General features: G+C 46.1%; 5 protein-coding genes. All 5 read right to left on the bottom strand.

The genetic code is table 11. The annotated features are described in order from the left end of the window. Positions 1-145 precede the first annotated feature (145 nt). The 5 genes from BGL89_RS19725 to BGL89_RS19705 all read right to left on the bottom strand — a co-directional run bounded on the left by BGL89_RS19725 (position 146) and on the right by BGL89_RS19705 (position 5,664). Positions 146-1,999, bottom strand: coding sequence for a peptidoglycan D,D-transpeptidase FtsI family protein (locus BGL89_RS19725; protein ID WP_286827221.1), 1,854 nt, complete (start codon positions 1,997-1,999; stop codon positions 146-148). A 220-nt stretch (positions 2,000-2,219) separates the two neighbouring features. Next, a complete protein-coding gene (locus BGL89_RS19720; RefSeq protein ID WP_286827220.1) occupies positions 2,220-2,777 on the bottom strand; it encodes a hypothetical protein in 558 nt (185 codons plus the stop codon). A gap of 132 nt (positions 2,778-2,909) precedes the next feature. After that, a complete protein-coding gene (locus tag BGL89_RS19715; RefSeq protein ID WP_286827219.1) occupies positions 2,910-4,274 on the bottom strand; it encodes a GTP-binding protein in 1,365 nt (454 codons plus the stop codon). Between the two features lie 158 nt (positions 4,275-4,432). After that, on the bottom strand, positions 4,433-4,897 hold the full coding sequence (gene folK, locus BGL89_RS19710; RefSeq protein WP_286827218.1) for a 2-amino-4-hydroxy-6-hydroxymethyldihydropteridine diphosphokinase: 465 nt from the start codon (positions 4,895-4,897) through the stop codon (positions 4,433-4,435). Next, positions 4,894-5,664: a sirohydrochlorin chelatase gene (locus BGL89_RS19705; protein WP_502692645.1), complete on the bottom strand. Its 771-nt coding sequence runs from the start codon at positions 5,662-5,664 to the stop codon at positions 4,894-4,896. Before BGL89_RS19705 ends, folK begins: the two co-directional genes overlap by 4 nt. Positions 5,665-6,021 lie beyond the last annotated feature (357 nt).

The following is a 6,021-nucleotide window of genomic DNA, read 5'->3' as shown; positions in this document are numbered from 1 at the left end:
GGAGAGAAGATGCAAGGGTTTTGAGTAATTTTAGCAGATTCAGGGGCACCTGAGCGACTCTCAATCTAGCTAAAAGCCTTTTCCAATAAAGATTGTAGCTTCTTTCAGCAAACCCTAAATAAAGCCTCTTTCAAAAAGACTTAAATTAATCGTGCCGCGGGGGTTTATTGGTCGCAGAACCCGCCGGAACGACCTTGGAGGTGGGGGGGATACCCTTGAGGGAAATGAGCGTATTCATCACCGTTTTTGCGACAGGAGCGGCAACAGTGGAGCCAAAAGTATTCGCACCCTTGGGTTCATCCACCACCACCAAAACCACATAACGGGGCGATTCGATCGGTAAAATCGCCACAAAACTGGTAATTTTAGCGTTAGGTAGATAACCCCCCGTCGGACTAGCTTTTTGTGCGGTTCCCGTTTTGCCTCCGATGCGATAACCGGGGATTTGGGCTGCTACCCCCGTCCCCTTGCTGACGACGGTTTCCATCATTTCCACCACTTGCCGGGCCACGGTGGGAGAAAAGACTTTTTTGCTGGGATAATCGGGCTGCCAATGCAAACGGCCGCGGTCGTCGGCTAATCCTTTGATCACATGGGGAGTTACTAAGGTGCCACCATTGGCCAGCGCACCGTGCAACTGTACTAATTTTAAAGGCGTTAGGGATAAACCTTGACCAAAGGAAGCGGTGGCCGATTCAATGGCATTATCCAGAAATTCTTGTTCGGGTTTGAGATATCCTGCCACTTCTCCGGGTAAATCTACACCAACCCTTTGATTTATTTCCAATCCTAATAAACCTTTATAGAAATCAACTCGCCCCATTTTTTGGGCAATTTGCACCATGGCCACGTTACTAGAGGTTTGCAGAACTCTGGCCATATCTAGCGCCCCATAACCCTGTTTAGAGGCATTTTTAATCGTCCAGGGACCGACAGTAATTGCCCCCGGATCATTGACTACCGTACTAGCTTTAATTGCCCCCGCTTCCATGGCCATGGCGACAATAATTGGTTTAAAAGTTGACCCCGGTTCGTACTGATCGGCTACGGTCCAATTTTTAAATAGAGCCACATGGGCTTTATAATATTCATTGGGGTTAAAAGTTGGCTCACAAACTAGGGCTAAAAGAGAACCATCAAGGGAGTCCATAACGATGACGGCTCCCCGTTTAGCATTAAATTTCTTTAGCTGTTCTCGTAGGGCCGTCCTGGCGGCTCTTTGTAGTTTTAAATCGAGGGTTACTTCTAACTGTAATTCATCAAATTGAAAGATACCATCGGGAACAAAAGCGGGTAAAATTCGCCCGTCTCCCATGCGTCTTGTATTGACAGAAAAAGGATCTCTTTCTAATAACTGACTGGAACCTCTCTCTAATCCTGCTTGACCACGATGTTCTTTATCTACATAGCCAATCACGTCGGCTGCCACATCGTCTTGGGGATAATAACGAGCGTACTTTTCCTCTAATTCTACACCGTCAAGAGATAATTGTTTTAATCCCCTAGCCACGGATTCGGTTAATTGATTGGCTAAACGAATTCCTGTTTCTTTTTCTTTAAATTTTTGAATCAGTTGATTAGTGGGAATATTTAATAAAGGAGCTAATTTATCAGCCACTTCTGCCGGCGGAATAGCAAACAGTTTTGGGTGTACATAAAGAGTATAAATCAAGCGATCGGTCGCCAAAACATTACCATTACTATCGACGATCGCCCGTCGGGGAATATAGGGTCTAATACTGGTAGTTTGCTGTTGTCTGGCTCTTTTTTGCAATTCCTGTCCTTGGACTATTTGTAATTGGTACAGTCGCCAAGCTAAACCCACAATACCCATGACTAAAATCAACCACACCGCCACCAATCGCCCGTTACTCAAAGGCAATTTTTTAAACTGTTGTTGCCGTTTTTTGGCGTTTAAATAGGACTTTCTGTCCCGGATACTGCCAGAGGGCGATCGAGTTTTTTTACCTCTAAATCTGGGTCTTTTTGTGTCAGTCATGAGCAGTATCTTTCAGTTATCAGTAAGCAGTAAGCAGTGAACAGTAAGCAGTAAGCAGTAAGCAGTAACCAGTAAACAGTAAGCAGTAAACAGTAAGCAGTAAACAGTAATCAGTAAAAAGACAGTAGGAAACTTCTATTTAATACTGCACACTTAAAAACTCACATCTGATAACTGTTAACTTACCCACTGATAACTGATAACTGTTAACTGATAACTGTTAATAGGCACTTCTCGGTCGAGAATTGACGGTAGATTGGGGTTGAGAAGCGGTGGACGGTTTCAGGTTCGGGGCAGATTTACGCTGTAAAAAGATAGTTTGGAAGGGTTGGGGATGAGTTAATCCGGTTTCGGGTTTTTCTGCTTGTTGAGCTAGTTGATGTTTAAGGGTTTCATTGGTGGACAAAAGATGGCGCTCGTGACGTTGCAGTGTTTCCAGTTTACCAAATTCTTTGTCCCAAACCTTGGGAATATATACCGTCCAAGCATATATTCCCAGAGTCGAACCCAACAGACAAAAAGTAATCACGGCCACTATTCTTTCTAGGAGGCAAAGGGAACGTAATTGACGCGAGGCTAATTGTTTTTGTGTCGGGGCCACGGGAACTCTCGCCACCGATTTAGTCGTCGGTTTGACGGTGGGAGTCGGGGAGGATTGAGTAACTGGTTTAGTAGTGGGGTTGGGGGAAGTTATCTGCGACTGGGGACGACGTTGACTCCCTTGGCTTTTTTGGCGAGGAATGGGAACGGGAACATAGGACTTATGGGCAGCAGACATGATTTTCTCTCAATATTTCTAGCTAGTTGTCGTTGTCAAAAATTAAGTTTCTAAAATTAGGAGTCGGTCATCAGTAGTCAGTAGGAAATATTTAATTGATAACTGTTGCCTTTTTTCCTTTTTCCTTTAAAATCACTGTTCTAGTTCTAGACGTAAACGATATAAAATAGTTTGCGGATGAACTTGAGCGAGAATTTGATTGATCACCGTACTCGGTCCGGATGCCCCCCAACTACAACCGCGTTCTAGATAGATTTTAGCGGCTTTCCCGATGATATAGGTTCCATAAGCGGCAATTGCTCCCTGTAGGAGAGCGGTGCTACCGTAGAGGGTTAAAGAGGTGGGATTTTCAAAAATACTCGCCGCTGCCGCTGCCGTTTTGCCCAAACCGATAATCACAGTGCTGAGGATTTCCCCCACCAGCAACCCCGCACTACTCAAAAGTAGAGTCCGCCAGAGTTGACCAGCTTGGTGACTGGTAATCGGCAAGCCGTACAAACGAGCTAAAGCCCGAACTAGAGTCAAATCGACGATTGAAGCCCCTAGGAGGTCTAAAATAGCGATCGGATTGGCCGCAATCGCTAAAGCCTTATATTTCGCGTATTGCCAGATAATTTCCTCCGCTTGACTGTCCCGCAGTTCTAGGGTTTTTCTAGCGATATTTTCCTCCGCTTCTTGGCCTTGCACTAAAGCATTTAGGGACAGCAGCGATCGCCCTTCCCGATTTAAAATCGTTAAGAGTTTATCTTGCAGCTCCTCAATTTGGGGGGGAGGGGTTTCCCACTCAGTCACCACGCGCCCATCGGGGTATTCCACCCGGACGGGAATCGGTTGCGGTTCGGCGGCTACCATAACTATCTCATCGCTAGTTAACAAATCTTCTAACGTTTTTTCGTCCCGATTGGTTCCTAATCTCTGTAACTGCTGAAAAATCTGGCGGCGATCAGCTTCCGGATAGAGATCAATCTTATTAAACACCAAAATGAGCGGTTTTTTGGCCCGGCGCAATTCTGCCAAGGACTCGTATTCGGTCCGGGTAATATCCCCCGCGACGATAAATAAAATTAAATCGGCACTTTTAGCGACTTCTCTGGCCATATTCGCCCGCGCTTCCCCTTCAATCTCATCCAATCCGGGGGTATCGATTAATTCTATCTGGATTTTACCCGTGGCTGGTGTCCAACGCACCGATCGCGGCCAGCGTGTCACCCCGTGCAGGGGTCCAGTTGTCAGGACTTTTTGACCGACTAAAGCGTTTACCACCGAGGATTTACCGCGACTGACTAACCCGAAGGCTGCCACCCGAATCACCGTTTCATCCAGTTTATCCAAGGCCGATTTTAGGGACTGCAAATCCTGTTTAACGGCGGCCTGAAGTTGGGGATCGGGGGGATAATTCCAATGGCGGCGAAAACTGGCATACCAAGTTAAGGCCTGTTGTAAACTAGCCTTAGCCTGATTGTAATGAGTTTCCTCGAGCGATGGGGTCTTGGTCACGGTTGATTTTCTTTACTGTTTATTGATGCTGCTGCCTTTATTGTAGAGTTTCGGGGCGGTAACTGAGACGCGCTTATTTGGGTTTAGGGGAAGACTTTTCAGTGATCAGTGAAAAGAAATTAGCGAAGTTTTCAACTAAAACCCTAACACCTAACATCCTACTCCGCCAATCCCAATTGCCCCAATAGCTGAAGGATAGTTTTTCCAGTGACCGGATCTCGCCAATCGGGGGCAATTTCTGCCAGGGGAAGCAGCACGAAGGCGCGTTCTCGGCAGCGGGGATGGGGTATCTGTAATTCGGGCGTTTCTAAGATCAGGTCATCATAAAATATTAAGTCTAAATCGAGGGTACGCGGTCCCCATCTTTCCCGTCGGACTCTCCCGAATAACTGCTCGATTTCTAATAATTTATGCAGTAAATCTAAGGGCGATAAATCCACTTGTACAATGGCGCAACCGTTGAGATAGTCAGGCTGAGGAGGACCCACGGCTGTGGTTTGATACCATTGGGAATGAGCTTCTAGTTTAATTCCTTTGACTCGCTCTAATTCCCCTAAAGCTTGCCCTAAAATTGTCCCTGAATCCCCTAAATTACCGCCCAAAGCGATCGCTGCTCGCTTCATCCCCATCCTTCCTCCACAATAATCTCGGCTAATTCCCCCGTCGCCCCCAAAGATTTACCTAAAGATATATTGACATTTGGATGCTTTTGTGATAATTCAAAAACTTGGGCTTCGATCGCGGCGGTAATTCCACCAGCAAAGAGGAAATAGGGCAGTATAGCAATTGTTTGGCTACCTTGAGCGATTAAACTCTCGATTTGTTGGGATAAACGCGGTTCTATCGACCAATAAGCTGTAATTGCCCCAAAAAACGCCGCTAGATTTTCCACCTCCCGATTACCACCGGGGCGACGACTACCGTGGGACAGTAAAATGCGGTCTTGGGGGCTTAAATCAGCAAATTGTCGCGATAACAGCGATTTTATGCCCTGATAACTGCCTAAATGGGGCTTTAACTCTAGCTCAATTGGCGATCGCACTTTGGCCACGGCCGCGGGAATATCTTCTTTAACGTGAACCCCCGACAGGAGAAACAGGGGGATAATCTGCAACCGGCTACATCCTTGGCTTTGTGCTTGTTGGGCAAAAGCTTCTATTTGTTGATGGAGAGGTGTTATCACTAATTCTAGGGCGGCAGTCCCTACTAATACCCGATTATCTGCTTCTAGAACCGCTAGAGATGGGCTAAACTCCGATTTACTCCCTAATCTTTCGGTGGGTTGACTAATTTTTTCTTGAACTAAGGCTGCTAATCGTGTCACCGCCATGGCTGGACGCGGATCGCGACTACCGTGGAAAACCAATAAGTAGGCTGAGGAGGTCTTCAAAGAAATCTTGCCAAAATAGTTTAGTTTTTAGCCTAATACATTTTCTCTCCCTTTAGGCATAAATGCCCCTGATATTCTCAATTTAGCTGGTAAGCGGGAAAACGTCCCCATTGGTGGGAAGTGCTACCATTTTAGGCAATGTAAAGTGTGAGCAAATCAGCCCACCGCCTTGAGTTAGCCTAGATGTTGAGGTATAATTGCTATTGACAGAAACTGCCAGATGTATATTTGTATTATGCGGAATATTGGCATAATGGGGAAGAAACATTGACATCCTCGCCGCCCTAAAAGTGCGGCGATTCCTAAACCTCACGATTTAAGTTTCTGCTTCAACCACCGTTGCATACCACGGTTAAA

Origin of the sequence: Microcystis sp. LSC13-02 (assembly GCA_002282935.1) — a bacterium.
Lineage (GTDB): Bacteria > Cyanobacteriota > Cyanobacteriia > Cyanobacteriales > Microcystaceae > Microcystis.
Note: the sequence above shows the minus strand (reverse complement) of the source record. Positions and strands in the feature narration are given on the sequence as shown.

What these genes read in the sequence shown, in the direction of transcription:
- BGL89_RS19725 (WP_286827221.1), bottom strand. Translation starts at nt 1,999, where the DNA reads ATGACTGACACAAAAAGACCCAGATTTAGAGGTAAAAAAACTCGATCG.
- BGL89_RS19720 (WP_286827220.1), bottom strand. Translation starts at nt 2,777, where the DNA reads ATGTCTGCTGCCCATAAGTCCTATGTTCCCGTTCCCATTCCTCGCCAA.
- folK (WP_286827218.1), bottom strand. Translation starts at nt 4,897, where the DNA reads ATGAAGCGAGCAGCGATCGCTTTGGGCGGTAATTTAGGGGATTCAGGG.